Annotated in this window: 14 protein-coding genes and 1 tRNA gene; 7 read left to right on the forward strand and 8 right to left on the reverse strand. The window is 63.3% G+C overall.

Annotated features, from left to right (window positions below; translation table 11 throughout):
* The first annotated feature begins 51 nt into the window (after positions 1 to 51).
* Positions 52 to 125, forward strand: a tRNA-Gly gene (locus tag EY713_RS05705).
* 367 nt (positions 126 to 492) lie between these two features.
* Positions 493 to 1,449: an iron exporter MbfA gene (gene mbfA / locus EY713_RS05710; protein ID WP_131113958.1), complete on the forward strand. Its 957-nt coding sequence runs from the start codon at positions 493 to 495 to the stop codon at positions 1,447 to 1,449.
* Positions 1,450 to 1,505: 56 nt separating this feature from the next.
* Here mbfA and katG read toward each other — a convergent pair whose 3' ends face one another.
* The 5 genes from katG to EY713_RS05735 all read right to left on the reverse strand — a co-directional run bounded on the left by katG (position 1,506) and on the right by EY713_RS05735 (position 8,103).
* Entirely contained in the window at positions 1,506 to 3,752 is a 2,247-nt protein-coding gene (gene katG / locus EY713_RS05715; RefSeq protein WP_170314101.1) for a catalase/peroxidase HPI, read from the reverse strand.
* A gap of 365 nt (positions 3,753 to 4,117) precedes the next feature.
* Positions 4,118 to 4,711: a LysE family translocator gene (locus EY713_RS05720; protein WP_131113960.1), complete on the reverse strand. Its 594-nt coding sequence runs from the start codon at positions 4,709 to 4,711 to the stop codon at positions 4,118 to 4,120.
* Between the two features lie 10 nt (positions 4,712 to 4,721).
* On the reverse strand, positions 4,722 to 5,273 hold the full coding sequence (gene ilvN, locus EY713_RS05725) for an acetolactate synthase small subunit (RefSeq protein ID WP_131113961.1): 552 nt from the start codon (positions 5,271 to 5,273) through the stop codon (positions 4,722 to 4,724).
* A gap of 102 nt (positions 5,274 to 5,375) precedes the next feature.
* Positions 5,376 to 7,148: an acetolactate synthase 3 large subunit gene (locus tag EY713_RS05730; RefSeq protein WP_131113962.1), complete on the reverse strand. Its 1,773-nt coding sequence runs from the start codon at positions 7,146 to 7,148 to the stop codon at positions 5,376 to 5,378.
* A 238-nt stretch (positions 7,149 to 7,386) separates the two neighbouring features.
* Entirely contained in the window at positions 7,387 to 8,103 is a 717-nt protein-coding gene (locus EY713_RS05735) for a Crp/Fnr family transcriptional regulator (RefSeq protein WP_227399085.1), read from the reverse strand.
* 469 nt (positions 8,104 to 8,572) lie between these two features.
* Here EY713_RS05735 and EY713_RS05740 point away from each other — a divergent pair, with 469 nt between their 5' ends.
* Together EY713_RS05740 and EY713_RS05745 are read left to right on the forward strand one after the other, a co-directional pair.
* A complete protein-coding gene (locus EY713_RS05740; RefSeq protein WP_245572906.1) occupies positions 8,573 to 9,136 on the forward strand; it encodes a Crp/Fnr family transcriptional regulator in 564 nt (187 codons plus the stop codon).
* Positions 9,137 to 9,232: 96 nt separating this feature from the next.
* Complete coding sequence (locus tag EY713_RS05745) at positions 9,233 to 10,009, forward strand: purine nucleoside phosphorylase YfiH/LACC1 family protein (protein WP_131113964.1); 777 nt, start codon at positions 9,233 to 9,235, stop codon at positions 10,007 to 10,009.
* Positions 10,010 to 10,012: 3 nt separating this feature from the next.
* Here EY713_RS05745 and carA read toward each other — a convergent pair whose 3' ends face one another.
* A complete protein-coding gene (gene carA, locus EY713_RS05750) occupies positions 10,013 to 11,227 on the reverse strand; it encodes a glutamine-hydrolyzing carbamoyl-phosphate synthase small subunit (protein ID WP_425373682.1) in 1,215 nt (404 codons plus the stop codon).
* 151 nt (positions 11,228 to 11,378) lie between these two features.
* Here carA and EY713_RS05755 point away from each other — a divergent pair, with 151 nt between their 5' ends.
* The 3 genes from EY713_RS05755 to EY713_RS05765 are packed head-to-tail and all read left to right on the forward strand — an operon-like array spanning position 11,379 to position 13,915.
* Positions 11,379 to 12,167 (forward strand): HesA/MoeB/ThiF family protein, encoded by a 789-nt coding sequence (locus tag EY713_RS05755; protein ID WP_131113966.1) that lies wholly within the window; start codon positions 11,379 to 11,381, stop codon positions 12,165 to 12,167.
* Between the two features lie 3 nt (positions 12,168 to 12,170).
* Positions 12,171 to 13,484: an SGNH/GDSL hydrolase family protein gene (locus EY713_RS05760; RefSeq protein ID WP_131113967.1), complete on the forward strand. Its 1,314-nt coding sequence runs from the start codon at positions 12,171 to 12,173 to the stop codon at positions 13,482 to 13,484.
* Between the two features lie 44 nt (positions 13,485 to 13,528).
* On the forward strand, positions 13,529 to 13,915 hold the full coding sequence (locus EY713_RS05765; protein WP_227399078.1) for a nuclear transport factor 2 family protein: 387 nt from the start codon (positions 13,529 to 13,531) through the stop codon (positions 13,913 to 13,915).
* A gap of 128 nt (positions 13,916 to 14,043) precedes the next feature.
* Here the strand turns inward: EY713_RS05765 and EY713_RS05770 are convergent, their stop codons facing one another.
* Positions 14,044 to 14,421 carry a putative quinol monooxygenase gene (locus tag EY713_RS05770; protein ID WP_131113968.1) on the reverse strand — a complete coding sequence of 126 codons (378 nt, stop codon included), beginning with the start codon at positions 14,419 to 14,421 and terminating at the stop codon, positions 14,044 to 14,046.
* 4 nt (positions 14,422 to 14,425) lie between these two features.
* Complete coding sequence (locus tag EY713_RS05775) at positions 14,426 to 16,120, reverse strand: thiamine pyrophosphate-binding protein (protein ID WP_131119320.1); 1,695 nt, start codon at positions 16,118 to 16,120, stop codon at positions 14,426 to 14,428.
* Position 16,121: the final 1 nt, after the last annotated feature.

Consider the following 16,121-nt stretch of genomic DNA (forward strand, 5'->3'; position numbering starts at 1 on the left):
CTGGCGCGGCTGGTTCCCTCGCGGGCCGAAACGCGGTATGTAGATGACTGTGCGGGTGTAGTTCAATGGTAGAACGGCAGCTTCCCAAGCTGCATACGAGGGTTCGATTCCCTTCACCCGCTCCAACGCTGTACCTCGGGATGGTCTGCCCCCTCTACGCGCGGTCGACTTTATCGACCGTGTTTTGGAAACCGGCTTCATTTGTGAGGCGGCAGGCGACCCCACACGGCAAGCATCCAGCAGATAGATCGCCTCGGATATCAGCCGACACCGCGTGATGGCGTGATCTCCCGCGCTGGCATGTAGGGCTTCGGGCCGGCGATCCGACCAAACACGCGGCGGATCTCACAGCCATGCAACGTCAGTCGCAGCCTGGATGAAAACTGAGCGATTTGCTCAATCTAGAGTCTTTCCAAACAAGCCTTGATCTCACGCGCGCCGCGGGCATATGCAGATAGATTGGATCAATTCTAATCTATTGCGAGCTGCCTTATGAAATCCATGTCAGACCTCGATGAACGGGAACTGCTCGCGCTAGCGATCAGCAGCGAGGAGGAGGATGGCCGTGTCTATCTCGACTTCGCCGAAAGTCTCCGTGAGCATTATCCCGATAGCGCGAAGGTTTTCGCCGACATGGCGGCTGAGGAAAACCATCACCGTCGATCGCTGATCGACATGTTCGCGCGGCGATTCGGCGATCATATTCCGCTGATCCGCCGACAGGATATCCGGGGCTGGGTGCAGCGCCGGCCGCATTGGCAGGTCCGGGCACATGGCATCGGCGCGGTGCGGGCGGAAGTCCGCCGAATGGAACAGGAATCCGGACGCTTTTATCTTCTGGCGGCCAGCCGCACGACCGACACGGCCGTGCGCAAGCTGCTCGGAGATCTCGCCGAGGCCGAACAGCGCCATGATCTGACGGCCGCCAGCATCGAGGCCAAACATCTTCCGGACGGCGCCAAAGGGAAAGAGGAGGACGACGCCAGCAAACGCTTCGTGTTGCAGATCATCCAGCCCGGCCTCGTCGGACTCATGGATGGGTCCGTCTCGACCCTGGCGCCGGTCTTCGCCGCGGCTTTCGCGACCCACAATTCCTGGAACGCGTTTCAGGTCGGCATGGCCGCCTCGCTCGGCGCCGGTATTTCCATGGGGTTTGCCGAAGCGCTCGCCGACGACGGTAAGATCTCAGGTCGCGGCACACCCTATCTCCGTGGCCTCGTCTGCGGCCTGATGACGATCGCGGGCGGCATCGGCCACACGCTGCCCTACCTCATCAAGGACTTCTACACAGCGACCGCCGTGGCGGCGGTCGTCGTCGTGATCGAACTGCTGATCATCGCCTGGATCCAGTGGCGCTACATGGATACGCCACCCGTCTCGGCGGCCGCCAAGGTCATGCTGGGCGGAGGCTTGGTCTTGGCGACCGGCATCCTGATCGGCAGCAGCTAAAACAAAAAGGCGGAGCGGCCCGTCCGGCCTCTCCGCCCCGTCTCGAGGTGTTGGTCTCAGGTCCGAACGTCGAACCGATCGAGCATCATGACCTTGTTCCAGGCCTTGACGAAGTCATTGACGAAGCGAACGTGTCCATCGCTGCTGGCATAGACCTCGACGACAGCGCGAAGCTGGCTATTGGCGCCGAAAATAAGATCACTTCGCGTGGCTTTGAACTTTGGCTGGCCGGTCGTGCGGTCGTCGATCGAGAAGACCATGCCGGCCTCGTCCTGCTTCTTCCAGTCGTAATCCATGCTGGTCAGCACGGTGAAGAAGTCGTTGGTCAGGACGCCGACGCGATCGGTGAAAATGCCGGTCGCAGAACCATCGTGATTGGCACCCATTGCCCGCAGTCCACCAACCAGCGCAACCCACTCGGGTGCGGTGAGGGCGAGCAGTTGCGCCTTGTCGAGGAACATCTGCTCGGGCGCGACACCCTGGGCCATCTCCGAGAATCGCTCGTCCACGTAGTTGCGGAAACCGTCGGCAACCGGCTTCAACCACGTGAACATCTCGATGTCGGTCAGGTCTTGGGTCGTGTCGCGGCGACCCGGCGTGAACGGAACCGCGATCGGGACGCCGGCATCGGCCGCTGCCTTCTCGACAGCCGCGCAACCGCCGAGCACGATGAGATCGGCGAGCGACACCTTGACGGTCCCGGTCTGCTTGGCGTTGAAGCTGTCTTTGACCGTCTGCAAAGCCGCAACGACCGGAACGGTGCGGCGGTTGACGGCCCAGTCCTTCTGCGGCGCGAGTGCGAGGCGCCCACCATTGGCGCCACCGCGCTTATCGCTGTTGCGGTAGGTCGCGGCCGCCGAGAAAGCCGTGAAGACCAGGTCTGATACCGAAACGCCCGTCGCCATGATCGCCTGCTTGAGAGCGGTCAGATCCGCTTCGCCGACCAGATCATAGTCGCGGGGCGGGATCGGGTCTTGCCACAGCAAACCGTTTTCGAGCGTCTTTTCCGGCCCGAGATAGCGTTCGCGCGGTCCCATGTCGCGATGGGTCAGCTTGTACCACGCCTTGGAGAAAGCCTGCGTGAAGGCCTCGAAGTCGTTCAGGAACTTCTCGCACACCGCGCAGTAAGCCGGGTCTGTCTTCAACGCGATGTCGCTGGTCATCATCATCAGCCCATGCGTCTTGCCCGGAATATGGGCATCGGGCGTCGTCGGCGCGGACGGGTCGATGGGGGTCCACTGCGAGGCGCCAGCTGGGCTTTTGACCTGCCGCCATTCGAACTTGAACAGATGCTCGAGGTAAGTGTTGTCCCACGTCGTAGGGTCGGGCGTCCAACTGCCTTCGATGCCATTGGTCATCGTGAATTGACCAGCGCCGGTCCCTTCCGGATTATGCCAGCCCAGTCCCATGGCTTCGATCGGCGCGATTTCGGGCGGCGGGCCGATCTTGGCGGCGGGGACCATGCCATGGCTTTTGCCGAAGGCATGTCCACCGGCGATCAGGGCCACCGTCTCCTCATCATTCATCGCCATGCGGGTGAAGGCGATGCGAATGTCGCGCGCCGAACCCATAGGGTCGCCGTTCGCATAGGGGCCCTCTGGATTGACGTAGATCAACGCCTGATGGGTCGCAGCCAGCGGGTTCTCGAGATCATAGTCGGCGTCGCCGTTCTGACCGCGCCAACGCTTGTCGCGGGTCACCATGCTGTCATAGGACGTGACGTTCTTCGGATCCCAGACTTCCGGACCCCAATAGGTGCTGACGTCGGCCTCCCATGCGTCGCGGCGGCCGCCGGCGAAGCCATAGGTCGGAAATCCCATGATCTCGAGGGCGCAATTGCCGGTCAGGACCATCAGGTCGCCCCAGGACAACGCATTCCCGTATTTCTGCTTGATCGGCCAAATCAGGCGGCGGGACTTGTCGGTATTGCCATTGTCCCACCAGCTGTCGATCGGCGCGAAGCGCTGCAGCGCCTCACCGGCACCGCCGCGTCCGTCGGCAATGCGGTAGGTACCCGCCGCATGCCACGCCATGCGGATCATCTGGGGGCCGTAATTGCCATAATCGGACGGCCACCATGCAACTGTGGACGTCAGGAATGTCTTGATGTCGGCCTTGAGCGCGTCGTAGTCGAGCGCCTCGAAAGCGCCGACATAGTCAAACTCGCCCAACGGATTGGCACCTGGGCCGTTGTGATGCAGCAGTTCGACCTTCAGCCGCTGCGGATACCAATCCGACAGCGTCGGAGGCGATCCCTCGGCGCCGCCGATACGGTCGCCGCCAAAGGGACATTTGCCGGGCATCTCGAAAGTCTTGGTGTCGGTTTTGTCGTCCTTGATGTCGAGCACGATAAGATCCTTCTGCCGAACGTCAGACCACGCGTTTGAAATAACCGAATACGGGTCGTCTGTTACTCTGGTGTCTCTTCGCTTATCTGGCCCGCAAAAGCCAGATCGGAGGACGCTTGGATGGTCGAGCCGGCAGCCTCAAAACAGCGCAACCGAGACCCCTCGGTCGTCGGCCCGCAGGCCGCCGCCCACCTGAAAACCACACCGCGCCGGTCGCGCAGCGTCGATGTGACGATCCTCGCCTTGCCCCCGCGACAATGGGCAGCATGGGACCACGAGCGTCGGTTGTGGACCGCAGACCGCGATGACCGCGGGCGCGCTCACTCCAGCACGACGGGGATCAGCGACAGCAGCAACAATCCCGCCATGCTCCAGTTGAACAAGCGGAGCTTGTAGGGGTCACTCAGGGCACGGCGCAGCCCGGCGCCGAACAGCACCCAGACCGACACACAGGGGAACGTGACGGTGCCAAGCACCAGGGCCACCAACATGATGCTGGCGGTGTAGTGACCCGGCACCGCATAGGTGGCGCAAGCGCTGATCACGACGATCCAAGCCTTCGGGTTGACCCACTGAAAGGCAGCGGCGTGGAAAAAGGTCATCGGCCCGCGTCCGGCCACAACCTCGCCGACGGTGGTCGAGCGCGCGATGCGGATCGCCAACACCAGCAGATAGACGGCGCCGACCCATTTCAGGATGACAAACAGGACCGGCATGGCCGTGAACAGCCCGGCCAGCCCGAGGCCGACCAGCGCCGCCATGACGCCGAAGCCGATCGTGACGCCGCTCATATGCGGCAAGGTTCGACGAAAACCGAAATTCACGCCAGACGCCATCAGCATGACGTTGTTGGGGCCGGGCGTGATCGACATCACGATGCCGAACAGGACGAGAGCCGGCAGCAGCGCCAACATTGGGCGGCGCCTAGATGGCCAGCGGCCCGCGCGAAATCGCGGCGACGCCGGTGCGTGACACTTCGACGAGACCGATCGGCCGCATCAACTCGACGAATTGGTCGATCTTCGCGGGGGCGCCTGTCAGTTCGAAGACGAAGCTCTCGATGGTCGCATCGATGACGCGGGCCCGGAAAGCATCAGCGAGTCGCATCGCCTCCATCCGGTTCTCGCCCTTGCCCCGCACCTTGATCATGGCGAGTTCGCGCTGGATCGACGTATGCTCGATCGTCATATCGGTGACTTTTTGCACCGGAACGAGCCGCTCCAACTGGTGGCGGATCTGCTCGATGGCCTCCGGCGTACCGGAGGTCACGATGGTGATGCGGCTGAGGTGTTCGGCATGCGCTACCTCGGCGACCGTGAGGCTCTCGATATTATAGCCGCGCCCGGCGAACAGCCCGACGACCCGTGCCAGGACACCGGGTTCATTGTCGACCAGAACCGAAAGCGTATGCGTCTCGGTGTTGGAGCGGACCAGGGCGGAGGAGTAAGGCGAGGGCGGCGACACGGGGGCGTTCATCGATCCATTTCCTTGTTGCTGGGAGGGCCGATACCTCTCGCCAGTCTTCACATCTCGACCTGCGTCGGATCGCGCCTCGCGTGACCGACGAGACGGCCGGGTTCACACCAGCATCTTGCCTTTTTCGTCGATGACGCTGCCGAGTTCGATGCCGGCATCGTCTGCGAGCTCCGCCATGATCATCTCGTTATGGGCCTTGCCGGACGGGATCATGGGAAAGCAATTCTCCATCCGGTCGACCACGCAATCGAAGATCACGGCTTTCGGACTATCGATCATCTCCTGGATCGCAGCGTCGAGATCGTTCGGGTCGGAGCAACGAATGCCGTGACCGCCATAAGCTTCCGCGAGCTTCACGAAATCAGGCAGCGCTTCCGAGTAGCTTTCGGAGTAACGCCCGCCGTGCAGCAATTCCTGCCACTGGCGCACCATGCCCATATAGCTGTTGTTAAGGATGAACACCTTAACGGGCAACCGATACTGCAAGGCTGTCGACATCTCCTGCATGTTCATCAGGATCGACGCTTCGCCCGCGATATCGATCACCAGCGCCTCGGGATGCGCCATCTGCACGCCGATGGCGGCCGGCAGGCCGTAACCCATCGTGCCCAGGCCGCCGCTCGTCATCCAGCGGTTGGGTTCCTCGAACTGATAGTGCTGGGCGGCCCACATCTGATGCTGACCGACCTCGGTCGTGATGTAGGTGTCGCGATGTCGGGTGAGTTCGTACAATCGCTTGATCGCGTGTTGCGGCTTGATCGTCGTTTTCGAGGCGCGAAACCCGAGCGAGTTGCGGTCGCGCCAGCCATCGATCTCATCCCACCACGCCGAGAGGGCGGCCGCATCGGGACGCTGGGTCGACCCACGCCACAGGCGAACCATATCCTCGAGCACGAAGGCGCAATCGCCGACGATACCGAGATCGACCTTGACGACCTTGTTGATCGACGACGGATCGATATCGATGTGGATCTTGGTCGATCCGGGCGAAAATGCGTCGAGCCGTCCGGTGATCCGATCGTCGAACCGCGAGCCGACCGCGATCATCAGGTCGCAATCATGCATGGCGTGATTGGCCTCGTAGGTGCCGTGCATGCCGAGCATGCCGAGCCAGTTGGCGCCGGAGGCCGGATAGGCGCCGAGCCCCATCAGCGTGGAGGTGACCGGAAAATTGGTGAGGCTGACCAATTCGCGCAGCAGCGTCGAGGCTTGCGGCCCCGCGTTGATGACGCCACCACCCGTATAGAACACGGGCTTCTTGGCGCGGGCCATCAGGTCGACGGCCTCGCGGATCTTGTCGAGATCGCCTTTGATCTTCGGCCGATACGTCTTGTGCTGCACGTTGCTCGGCCCCGTATAGGTTCCGAGCGCGAATTGGACGTCCTTTGGGATATCGATCAGCACGGGACCGGGCCGGCCGTGCGAGGCGACATAAAACGCCTCATGCAGGATCCGCGGCAGATCCTCGATGCTCTTCACCAGGTAGTTGTGCTTCGTGCAGTGGCGCGTGATGCCGGTCGTGTCACATTCCTGGAAGGCATCGGAGCCGATCAGGTGGGTCGGAACCTGTCCGGTGATACAAACGAGCGGGATCGAATCCAGCAGCGCGTCGGTCAATCCCGTGACCGCGTTGGTGGCGCCAGGGCCGGATGTGACCAACAGAACTCCGACTTTACCGGAGGAGCGCGCATAACCTTCCGCCGCATGGGCGGCGCCCTGCTCGTGGCGAACCAGAATATGACGGACGCTGGTCTGCTGGAAGATCGCGTCGTAGATCGGCAGGACAGCCCCGCCGGGATAACCGAACAGCGTCGTGACACCCTGATCCTTCAGAGCCTCCACGACCATTTGGGCTCCCGTCATCTGTCTCGACATAGCGTGCTCCGTTCGAACCGTTTTGGCTTTGGCTTGGAGGAATTGCAGGCAATAAAAAAGGCCCTCAAGGGGCCTTCGGGGTCAGCGCCGAACGTGGGAAGCGAGGTTTAACCTCGTCCCGCTCCAGGCGCTGTCGATACTACGAGAATGAGGTTGGACACAATGGCTCCATGCCAGCCGAAATCAAGCTCTGTTGGTATCAGCGGCTTGGAGAAGCGTCAAGCGGATGAGGCGCTCCTTACCGCATCGTTCCGATCAAACGTTCATATTCCGCCTCTGGAACGCCATAGCTGTCGCCTGCGATCTGTTCGAGCATCGGGCGATTGATCACACGGATATTGCCGCGGGTCGCCTTGATGACATGCGATCCCTCGAGCACATGGATGGCCTCGGTGACGCCGGATCGGCGGACCCCCAGCATGACGCCCAGAAATTCATGCGTCAGCGAGAGATCGTCCATCTCGAGCCGGTCATGTGTCATCAGAATCCAGCGCGCGAGCCGCTGGCCGATGATATTGCTCCCATTGGAGACCGCCGTGTAGTTCGTCTGCGTCATGTAAACCTGAACGAACCGCAGCAGCAGCGGCCGGAGCACGATGCTTTTCTCCATGACGTCCATCATGATCGAAACCGGAAGCCGATAGGCATAGCCTTTGCCTTGGACGATATGCATGCACGGGGATCGATCGACGCCAAGAACGACGTTGGAGGGGCCCATGCCGTCGCGCCCATAGATGCCGACCTCGAGCCGACGCCCCTCGGTCGTGATCGCAATCTGCGACATCAGGCCTTGTTCGGGGAAGAATGCAAAGTCGCAAGGCTCGTTTGGCTCGATGATCCGATCACCGAGTGTCCAGGTCACACGTTCGAGGCTGGATGACAGCAAGCCAAATTCGTCAGCCGGGAGTGCGGCCAGGAGACGATTGCGAATGTCCTTTTGATGAAGACCCGACAAAACTCTTCCGCAACCGGAGGGCTCGATCCCAATCAGTCCAACGACTTCATGGAACGATCGCGCCTAGGGCTTCTTTGGTCGAGCGGCATGCCTCGTACGATCGTCACGCGCAGGCGCTCTAAGGCGAGAGCGAACCTCTCTCAGCCGCTTGCGCCCTCAATCAAAGCAAGTGGTCCTTCGTGCATGTCATGAAGCCCAGGCGGCTGCCCTAACAATTGTTAGCAAGCCGCGAATGCGTCGGACCCGCTGACCTTTTGGCAAAGTTGGGACGCTATCTGACGCTTCTCGGGTCGGGCTTCAAAGAAGCGGGTGATGCGTCTAACAAAAAAACATGTTCGAACGCGTTTACACCAAGCTCAGGCTTTCGGATGTTATTTTGGGCCGGGAACCCCAGCTGATCGAACAGGTGGGACGGGTTCGGAGAGTTGAGGCTCACGAAAATTTCGTCCATCAGGGCGAAGCCTCAACGGTGCTGCATTTTCTTCTCACGGGCTACGCCTGCCGCTACAAGCTGCTGTCCGATGGACGTCGGCAGATCGCCGCAATCTTGGTGCCGGGCGACAGTTGCGACCTGCATGGCTTATTGCAAAAGACGCTCGACTACAGCGTCAAGACGCTCACCGATTGCACGATCGTCGAAATTCCTCGCAGCGCCGCGCTCGGCTGGACCGAGACTCACCCCCGCCTCACCCGCGCGCTCTGGTGGTCGTGCATGGCCGACGAAGCCGTGTTGCGCGAATGGCTGGCCAATGTGGCGCGCCACGACGCGCGGCAGCGGATCGCGCATCTCTTCTGCGATCTCCTGTTTCGCTTGCAGGCGGTCGGCCTTGCCGGGGAGAACAGCTACGATTTCCCGCTCACGCAGGAGGAGCTGGGCGACATGACCGGATTGTCGACGGTGCATGTCAACCGAACCTTACAAGAATTGCGGATCGATGGCTCCGTGATCCTCAAGGGTCGTCGCATGACGATCATCGATATCGAACGTTTGAAGACCATCGGGGCGTTCGAGGGCAGTTACCTCAAGGTTTAACCGATCGGCGGGCACTCCGCGCGTTCGTCTGGGCTGGGCATCGCCGCCCTTTCGGCGTTAAAGGTCGGGCCGGACCATTCTCCCGTGCGAGCCGCCATGACGTTATCTCCGATCCAGGCCGACGCGCTATCGCTGCCCGGCATCCGGCACGCTTTCTTCACCCGCGAAGGCGGCGTTTCGACCGGCGTCTATGCTGGGCTGAATGGCGGCGTTGGGTCGCGCGATGCGCCAGAGGCCGTCAAAGAAAACCGAGCTCGCATGGCGCTTTATCTCGGGGTCGCGCCGGACGACCTCGTCGTGCCGTTCCAGATCCATTCGGCCGATGCCCTGCTGATCGACGCCCCCTTTGCGTCAAACGATCGGCCGCGCGTCGATGGCCTCGTGACCAGAACGGCGGGTCTGGCGATCGGTGTGACGGGTGCGGATTGCGGCATCGTGCTCATGGCCGATGCCGAGGCAGGCGTTGTCGGAGCGGTCCATTCGGGCTGGAAGGGCGCGCTGACCGGCGCGCTCGAGGCCACGATCGACACGATGGTGCAGGCCGGTGCGCGGCTCGATGCCATCACGGCCGTGCTCGGCCCGACCATCGGGCAAGCGTCCTACGAGGTGGGGCCGGAATTCGTCGATCGCTTCGTCTCAACCGAGCGGACCAACGCGCGCTTCTTCACGCCCTCCCCCCGCCAGGACCATGCGTTGTTCGATCTCCCGGCCTTCATCGGGGCGCGACTGACGGGCGCCGGCATCGGCCGGTTCGTAGGGCTTGGCCTCGACACCTATCCGGACGAACGCCGCTTCTACAGCTACCGCCGGGCCACGCATCGGGGCGAGCCCGATTATGGCCGCCTGGTCGCGGCCATCGCGCTCGCCGGCTGACGATCAGGTCGTCGGCTGTGTCTTGGCGGCCTTATCGGCCGTCATCAGGTCGACGAACTGACGGAACAGGTAGTGGCTGTCACGCGGGCCGGGCGACGCCTCGGGGTGATGCTGCACAGAGAAGACCGGCTTGCCATTGAGCGCGATGCCGCAATTCGAGCCGTCGAACAACGAGACATGAGTCTGCCTCGCACTCGCCGGCAGGGTCGCGGGATCGACCGCGAAACCATGGTTCATCGACACGATCTCGACCTTGCCGGTGCCGGTATCCTGAACCGGGTGGTTCGCGCCATGGTGGCCCTGGTGCATCTTCATGGTCTTGGCCCCGACCGCCAGGGCCAGCATCTGATGTCCGAGGCAGATGCCGAAGGTCGGCACGCTGTTCTCGATCAGACCTTGAATGACCGGCACCGCATATTTGCCCGTCTCGTCCGGGTCTCCCGGACCATTTGACAGGAACACGCCATCCGGTTTGAGAGCCATGATCTCGTCGAGCCCGGTCGTCGCCGGCACCACGGTCACGGCGCAACCGGCATCGGCCAGCAGCCGCAGGATGTTGCGCTTCACGCCATAGTCGATCGCCACGACCCGATGTTGCGGCGCGGTCTGCTGGCCATAGCCGTCGCCGAGGTTCCAGACCGTCTCGGTCCATTCGTAGCGCTGGCGTGTGCTCACATCCGGCACGAGATCGGTCCCGACGATGCCATGCCAAGCGGCAGCCTGCGCCTTCAAGGCCTCGCGATCGAAACTGCCATCGGGATCATGCGCGATGACGGCATTCGGCATGCCCTTGTCGCGGATCAACGCCGTCAAGGCGCGCGTGTCGATGCCGCCCAGTCCGACGATCCCGCGTCGCTCGAGCCAACGCCCGAGATGCCCGGTTGCGCGATAGCTCGCCGGATCGGTGATCGGCGCATGCAGGATCACGCCGCGGATGCCCGTGGCGGCCGCCATGTTGACGGTTTCGATATCGTCCTCGTTGGTCCCGACATTGCCGATATGCGGGAACGTGAAGGTGATGATCTGCCCGGAGTAGGACGGGTCGGTCAGGATTTCCTCGTAGCCGGTCATCGCCGTGTTAAAGCAGACCTCGCCGACCGAGGTGCCGACGGCGCCGAAACCGACCCCCTCGAAGATCGTGCCATCCGCAAGGATCAGCAGCGCAGTGGCCTTCGGCTCGGTCCAGCCGCCAGTTGTGGTCTCGTCCTGGCTCGTCATCATGGCCTCGAAGTTTGGGAGGGCGGGGGGCGCAAGCGCCCGCTCACGCGCGTTGCATGCGATGTGTTGGGCTGCTCGACGCCTGTCAAGCCGTAAGTCGACGTTGACTTATCAAACCGAGCCCCGACATTGCGCGCATGAGTGCAGCCGCATGAGCTTGTCGTCCGAAGAGGTCGAGCGTTACGCCCGGCATATCGTGCTGCGCGAGATCGGCGGCCCCGGCCAGAACAAGCTGAAGGCGGCTCGCGTTCTGGTGATCGGGGCCGGCGGCCTCGGCGGCCCCGTGTTGCAATATCTCGCAGCCGCCGGCGTCGGCACGCTCGGCATCGCCGATGACGATCACGTTGCGCTGTCGAACCTGCAGCGCCAGGTTTTGTTCGCGACCGACGATATCGGTCGACCCAAGGCCGAGCGGGCCGGCGCGGCGCTGGCGGCCATCAACCCGCATGTCGCGATCGTGCTGCATCCGATGCGGATCACGGCCGACAATGCCGAAGGCTTGATCGCGACTTACGACATCGTCGTCGACGGATCGGATAATTTTGTCACGCGCTACGCCGTCTCCGACGCCTGCTACAGCGCGCGGCGTCCGCTCGTCACCGGCTCGATGGGCACATTCGATGGCGCAGTGACGACGCTGCGGCCGTTCGAGCGCAATGCAGCCGGCACCCCGAACCCGACCTATCGCTGCCTGTTTCCCGAGCCGCCGCCCGAAGGCAGCGTGCCGACCTGCGCCGAGGCGGGGGTGCTGGGCGCACTGACGGGGATCGTCGGGAGCACTATGGCGCTCGAAGTGATCCGCGAAATCGTCGGATTCGGCGAGGGATTGGTCGGCCGGCTTCTGCTGATGGACACCCGCTCGATGCGCTTCGAGACCCTGCGCTATGCCTGGGACGCCGACAATCCGTTGAGCGGCACAGCCGCGACAGCCGGGACCTGACGCGTGCCGGGGCCCCACTGGACCCGTCGCCTCGTAAGAGGGGTTGCGGCGCTCCGACCGGTCCAGCGAGCCGCCCCTCTCGCGCTTCCGGAACGCGAGCCGTCCCCCGCACCGGCCCTCGCCTTGTCGCAGCGCCTGTCCTACCGCCTGCAAAATAGCCGCTATGCCGCCGGCCCAAAGCCCGCGCAGACGCTGGCGACACTCGTCCATCTCGAGGCCGAGCCGGTGTTCGTCCGGTTGATGTATGTCAACGACGACCCGGAGCCCTGGACGATCGATGGCGCGGCCGTGGCTCCGACGTCGGCGCTCGGCAACGGGGTGGATCCGCTGAACGCGGCGGGTGACCCCGACCCGAGCCTGTGGCGGCCGGTGACGTTTCAGGCGAAGGGACGCGACAGCCAGCCGCTCGATCTGATCGAGGGCGGCGACACGACCCTGACGCTGCCGGGAAACCAGCTCGATGTCGGCCGCCCGGTCCATGCGTTGTCGGATTGGGTGCCGCTGCGCGCCCTGCCCCGCCGCGATGGCGGCAGCGGCTGGCTGTTGCTCGTTCGCAGCTTCTCGCATGGTTCGATCCGCTTTGCCGCGAGTGTCGGCCTTCCCGATCCTGCGATCGGCCTGCTGCATCGCGGGTTTTCGGCCGATGGCGATCGGACGATCCCAGTGACGTCCGGAGGATTCGAGCGCGACGACACGCTCTTCGCCTGTCATGGCGTGCAATTCATCACGCCGGTCGCGGGCGCGACCGTGATCGGCATCGGCGACAGCATCATCCACTCGTCCTGCACGAGCGGCGAGGTCAGCGGCTTCGGGATCAGGGCCTGCACCGCCATCTCGCGACCGGATCGACCCGTCAGCTACGTCAACGAGGGCTTTCCGGGCCGCAACTCGCTCGGTTTCTCGACCAACGGCCTCTGGGCGATCGAGACACTGCGGCCGCAGATTGCCATCATCCAGGCCTGGACCCGCAACGAAGCCTGGACAGCCGACCAGGCCGACATCGCGTTCGGGCGCGCCATGGCGATGGCGGATGCGGCGCGCCGGATCGGATGTGTGCCGATCCTGACCACGGCCCCACCCGTGTTCCACGATAACCCTGCGGGGGAGGCGGTTCGCTGCGCCGCCAACGCCAGGGTGCGGGCCGCCGCCGACAGCGGAATGTTGCTGCTCGATATCGACGCTCTCTGGCGGACGGAATCGACGCCCGCCGCCTATCGGCCCGAATTTGATGCGAGCGACCAGACGCATCCAAACAATCTCGCCTGCGCGGTCGCGGCCGAGGTACTGGCCCCGATGCTGTTGCGGATTTTAGGATGACCGCAACCGAAGAAGTTGCGTCGTAGACGTCTCATGAAAGAGGGATGATGACCGGCTTACAGGCGAACGATCCCGCCTATCCCGTGCAGAGGCAGCTCGACGCCTATAACGCGCGCGACATCGACGCGTTCATGGTGTGGTGGGCCGACGATTGCCAATATTACGCCTTCCCGGCGACGCTACTGGCGAGCGGTTCGGCGGCGATCCGCGAGCGGCATGTCGAACGCTTCCGGGAGCCGGATCTGCACGGCACGCTGCTGACCCGCCTTATCGTCGGCAACGTGGTCGTCGATCACGAGACGGTGCAGCGAAATTTCCCCGAGGGGCGGGGCGAGGTGGATGTGCTCTGCATCTATGAGGTCGAGCGTGGGATGATCGCAAAGGCGTGGTTCAAGCTCGGGGAGCGCCGCCTGCATCCATCTGCGGCGTGAACCATAGAGGTCCGCTGAAACACGATCGGCCTTGAACCGGCGACGCCTCAGCGCACCGACGTAGGGGAATTGAATGACCACCCTGTGCGGCCGATCGCTCGTCCGCACAGAGTCGAAGGAGACTTCCGTTACCGCATAGCGGTCGTGACCATCGTGTCGTAAGGGCTGCCGATCAACGACTGCAAATCGTTGCGGAACTTGCGGGTATGCGCGGCTGCGAGATGGGTCGCAAAATCCCCTTCGCTCTTCCACACCTCGAGAAGCGCGAAATGATTAGGCCGGCCTGTCTCGCGCAGGATCGTGAACGACACCAAACCCGGCTCGCTCTGCGTGTCGGCGTTCATCTGCTTCAACAGAACCTGCGCCTTTTCCTCGTTCTGCGGCACGAATTGATCTGGAATGGCGTCGATGTAAGTCATGACGGTGACCGGCTCTGCCGCACGCGCAGCTGAAGCGGTGATGGACAGCGCCACGACACCCGCGGCAGCAAGAATGACCTTTTTCACGGCTTTATCCTCCTTGACCCTTGTTGTCTTCTCCCGGCCGATCCGTCAGGCGGAGCGTCGGTGTTATCTGATCGGGGTCGACGATCAATTCGATGAGCGCGGGGCGACCGGCCGAGAGAGCGCGCTCGAAAGCGGGACCGAAGGCCTCTGTCGTCTCCACTTGCTCGGCATGTGCTCCGAACGCGTGGGCCAGCGCGACAAAATCAGGGCCTTTGATGACTGTGGCCGAGATGCGGCCTGGAAACCGCCTGGCCTGATGCATGCGGATGGTGCCGTAGAGGCCGTTGTTGACCACCAGAACAACGACATTCGCGCCAAACTGAAGCGCGGTGGCAAGCTCTTGCGGATACATCAGGAAATCACCGTCGCCGGCCACGCACACCACCGTCCGGGACGGGTAGCGAAGCTTGGCCGCGATGGCGGCCGGGAAGCCGTAGCCCATCGCGCCGCTGGTGGGTGCAAGCTCGGTCCCATGCTGGCGGTAGCGGTAGAAACGATGGACCCAGACCGTAAAGTTGCCGGCACCGTTCGTGATGATCGCGTCCGCCGGTAGCGTATCGGCGACGTGCTTGACGACCTCGGCCATGAAGACGCCCCGCGGTGGCCGAGGTGCGATCGCGATATCCGTGAACGCCAGATATTCGGCATGCATGGCCCGGGTCCGCTCCCGCCAGGGGACCGCCACCGTCGGGGCCATGGCACTCAGCGCCGACGCGAGGGTGGCCATGCCCGAGCAGATGGCAAGATCGGCCTGCACCACGCTGGAGAGCTCGTCCGGATCGGGATGCACGTGGATGAGGGTCTGGCCGGACCGCACCGAAGCGATCAGGGCATAGCCGGACGTCGCGACCTCACCGAGACGCGACCCCAGCACAAGCAGGAGATCGGATTCGTGGATGCGCCGTGAGAGGGCTGGGCTGGTACCGAGGGTCAGGTGTCCCGCATATTGCGGACGGTGATTGTCGAACAGGTCCTGACGCCTGAATGAGGCGACGACCGGCATGTCGAAGCGCTCGGCAAAGGCGTCGAGGTCCTGGGTCGCCTCGATCGTCCAGCCGCTGCCTCCGACGATCAGAACCGGCTTTTGAGCGCCGTCCAGCGCCGCCTGGATGGCGTGTATCTGCGAGGCCGAGGGCGCCCCCTGAACCGGCTGGAACCGCTTGGGCTGCAGCACAGCCGCAGAGGCCGCAAGCATGTCTTCCGGCAAAGACAGGACGACCGGCCCCGGTCGCCCCGAGGTCGCGACCTGAAAGGCGCGCAGGATATATTCGGGGATGCGGGCCGCATCGTCGATTTCGGCCACCCATTTCGCCAGCGGGCCGAACATCGCGCGATAGTCGACCTCCTGAAATCCCTCGCGGTCGCGGAACCCGCGATCGATTTGGCCGATGAGCAGAATCATCGGCGTGGAATCCTGATGCGCGGTATGGACGCCGATGCTGGCATGGGTCGCGCCAGGGCCGCGGGTCACCATGCAAATGCCCGGACGGCCCGTCAGCTTGCCGTCGGCTTCCGCCATATTGGCCGCGGCGCCCTCGTGTTTGGCGACCACGAGATCGATCTCGGGCGCGTCGCACAAGGCGTCGAGCACATCGAGGTAACTCTCGCCGGGAACGCAGAAGATACGGTCGACCCCGTGGATGCGCAGCGCATCGACCAGGATCTGTCCGGCTTTGCGGACCGGCGGCGTGTCCGGCATA

Source organism: Lichenihabitans psoromatis, from assembly GCF_004323635.1.
GTDB classification, from domain to species: Bacteria; Pseudomonadota; Alphaproteobacteria; order Rhizobiales; family Beijerinckiaceae; genus Lichenihabitans; species Lichenihabitans psoromatis.

What these genes read in the sequence shown, in the direction of transcription:
- EY713_RS05720 (WP_131113960.1), bottom strand. Translation starts at nt 4,711, where the DNA reads ATGTTGGCGCTGCTGCCGGCTCTCGTCCTGTTCGGCATCGTGATGTCG.
- carA (WP_425373682.1), bottom strand. Translation starts at nt 11,227, where the DNA reads ATGACGAGCCAGGACGAGACCACAACTGGCGGCTGGACCGAGCCGAAG.
- EY713_RS05745 (WP_131113964.1), top strand. Translation starts at nt 9,233, where the DNA reads ATGACGTTATCTCCGATCCAGGCCGACGCGCTATCGCTGCCCGGCATC.
- EY713_RS05765 (WP_227399078.1), top strand. Translation starts at nt 13,529, where the DNA reads ATGATGACCGGCTTACAGGCGAACGATCCCGCCTATCCCGTGCAGAGG.
- ilvN (WP_131113961.1), bottom strand. Translation starts at nt 5,273, where the DNA reads ATGAACGCCCCCGTGTCGCCGCCCTCGCCTTACTCCTCCGCCCTGGTC.
- mbfA (WP_131113958.1), top strand. Translation starts at nt 493, where the DNA reads ATGAAATCCATGTCAGACCTCGATGAACGGGAACTGCTCGCGCTAGCG.
- EY713_RS05730 (WP_131113962.1), bottom strand. Translation starts at nt 7,148, where the DNA reads ATGTCGAGACAGATGACGGGAGCCCAAATGGTCGTGGAGGCTCTGAAG.
- EY713_RS05755 (WP_131113966.1), top strand. Translation starts at nt 11,379, where the DNA reads ATGAGCTTGTCGTCCGAAGAGGTCGAGCGTTACGCCCGGCATATCGTG.
- EY713_RS05775 (WP_131119320.1), bottom strand. Translation starts at nt 16,120, where the DNA reads ATGCCGGACACGCCGCCGGTCCGCAAAGCCGGACAGATCCTGGTCGAT.
- katG (WP_170314101.1), bottom strand. Translation starts at nt 3,752, where the DNA reads ATGCCCGGCAAATGTCCCTTTGGCGGCGACCGTATCGGCGGCGCCGAG.